General features: G+C 52.9%; 2 rRNA genes (1 of these 2 running past the window's edge). Both read left to right on the top strand.

The features are described from left to right. Positions 1-1410: ribosomal RNA gene (locus ACP15O_RS11755) — 23S ribosomal RNA — on the top strand; it begins 1454 nt to the left of the window's first position. 94 nt (positions 1411-1504) lie between these two features. After that, positions 1505-1619 (top strand): 5S ribosomal RNA (gene rrf, locus ACP15O_RS11760). Positions 1620-1656: the final 37 nt, after the last annotated feature.

Below are 1656 nucleotides of genomic sequence, written 5' to 3' on the forward strand. Positions count from 1 at the left end.
GCCCCTAAGGCGAGGCAGAAATGCGTAGTCGATGGGAATCAGGTTAATATTCCTGAGCCGTGGAGTGGTGACGGATCGTGAAGGTAGTTCAATCTTATCGGATTGATTGGGCTGCTGATCGGTTCCTGGAAATAGCCCTCCTATAAGACCGTACCCTAAACCGACACAGGTGGACTGGTAGAGAATACCAAGGCGCTTGAGAGAACTATGTTGAAGGAACTCGGCAAAATACCTCCGTAAGTTCGCGAGAAGGAGGCCCGGTTTCTACGCAAGTATTGACTGGGGGCACAAACCAGGGGGTGGCGACTGTTTACTAAAAACACAGGGCTCTGCGAAGTCGCAAGACGACGTATAGGGTCTGACGCCTGCCCGGTGCTTGAAGGTTAAAAGGAGAGGTGAGAGCCTTGAATTGAAGCCCAAGTAAACGGCGGCCGTAACTATGACGGTCCTAAGGTAGCGAAATTCCTTGTCGGGTAAGTTCCGACCTGCACGAATGGCGTAACGACTTCCCCGCTGTCTCCAACATAGACTCAGCGAAATTGAATTGCCTGTCAAGATGCAGGCTTCCCGCGGTTAGACGGAAAGACCCCGTGCACCTTTACTACAGCTTCACACTGGCATCAGGCCAAGCATGTGCAGGATAGGTGGTGGGCTTTGAAACCAGGACGCCAGTCCTGGTGGAGCCTCCCTTGAGATACCACCCTTGCTTTGCTTGATGTCTAACCGCGGTCCGTTATCCGGATCCGGGACCCTGTGTGGCGGGTAGTTTGACTGGGGCGGTCGCCTCCTAAAGAGTAACGGAGGCGCGCGAAGGTTGGCTCAGAGCGGTCGGAAATCGCTCGTTGAGTGCAATGGCAGAAGCCAGCCTGACTGCAAGACTGACAAGTCGAGCAGAGTCGAAAGACGGCCATAGTGATCCGGTGGTCCCGTGTGGAAGGGCCATCGCTCAACGGATAAAAGGTACGCCGGGGATAACAGGCTGATACTGCCCAAGAGTCCATATCGACGGCAGTGTTTGGCACCTCGATGTCGGCTCATCTCATCCTGGGGCTGGAGCAGGTCCCAAGGGTACGGCTGTTCGCCGTTTAAAGAGGTACGTGAGCTGGGTTTAGAACGTCGTGAGACAGTTCGGTCCCTATCTGCCGTGGGTGTAGGATACTTGAGAGGAGTTGCCCCTAGTACGAGAGGACCGGGGTGAACGTTCCACTGGTGGACCAGTTATCGTGCCAACGGTAGTGCTGGGTAGCTATGAACGGACAGGATAACCGCTGAAGGCATCTAAGCGGGAAGCCCCCCTCAAAACAAGGTATCCCTGAGGACCGTGGTAGACCACCACGTCGATAGGCCGGAGATGTAAGTGCAGCAATGCATTCAGTTGACCGGTACTAATGGTCCGATAGGCTTGATTTGATCCAGTAACAGCAAGACTAGTTACTCAATCATATCAAAAGCATACACAACACAATGTACAGCGTACTGACTTGGACACTTGGTTATTACTCGGTTTGGTGGTCATAGCAGAAGCAAAACACCCGATCCCTTCCCGAACTCGGAAGTTAAGTGCTCTAACGCCAATGGTACTGCATCTTAAGGTGTGGGAGAGTAGGTAACCGCCAAACCTAGTAATAACCAAACTATGATCCCTCTAAATAGATG

This window comes from Youngimonas ophiurae (nom. illeg.) (assembly GCF_049803795.1).
Classification (GTDB): domain Bacteria; phylum Pseudomonadota; class Alphaproteobacteria; order Rhodobacterales; family Rhodobacteraceae; genus Thalassobius.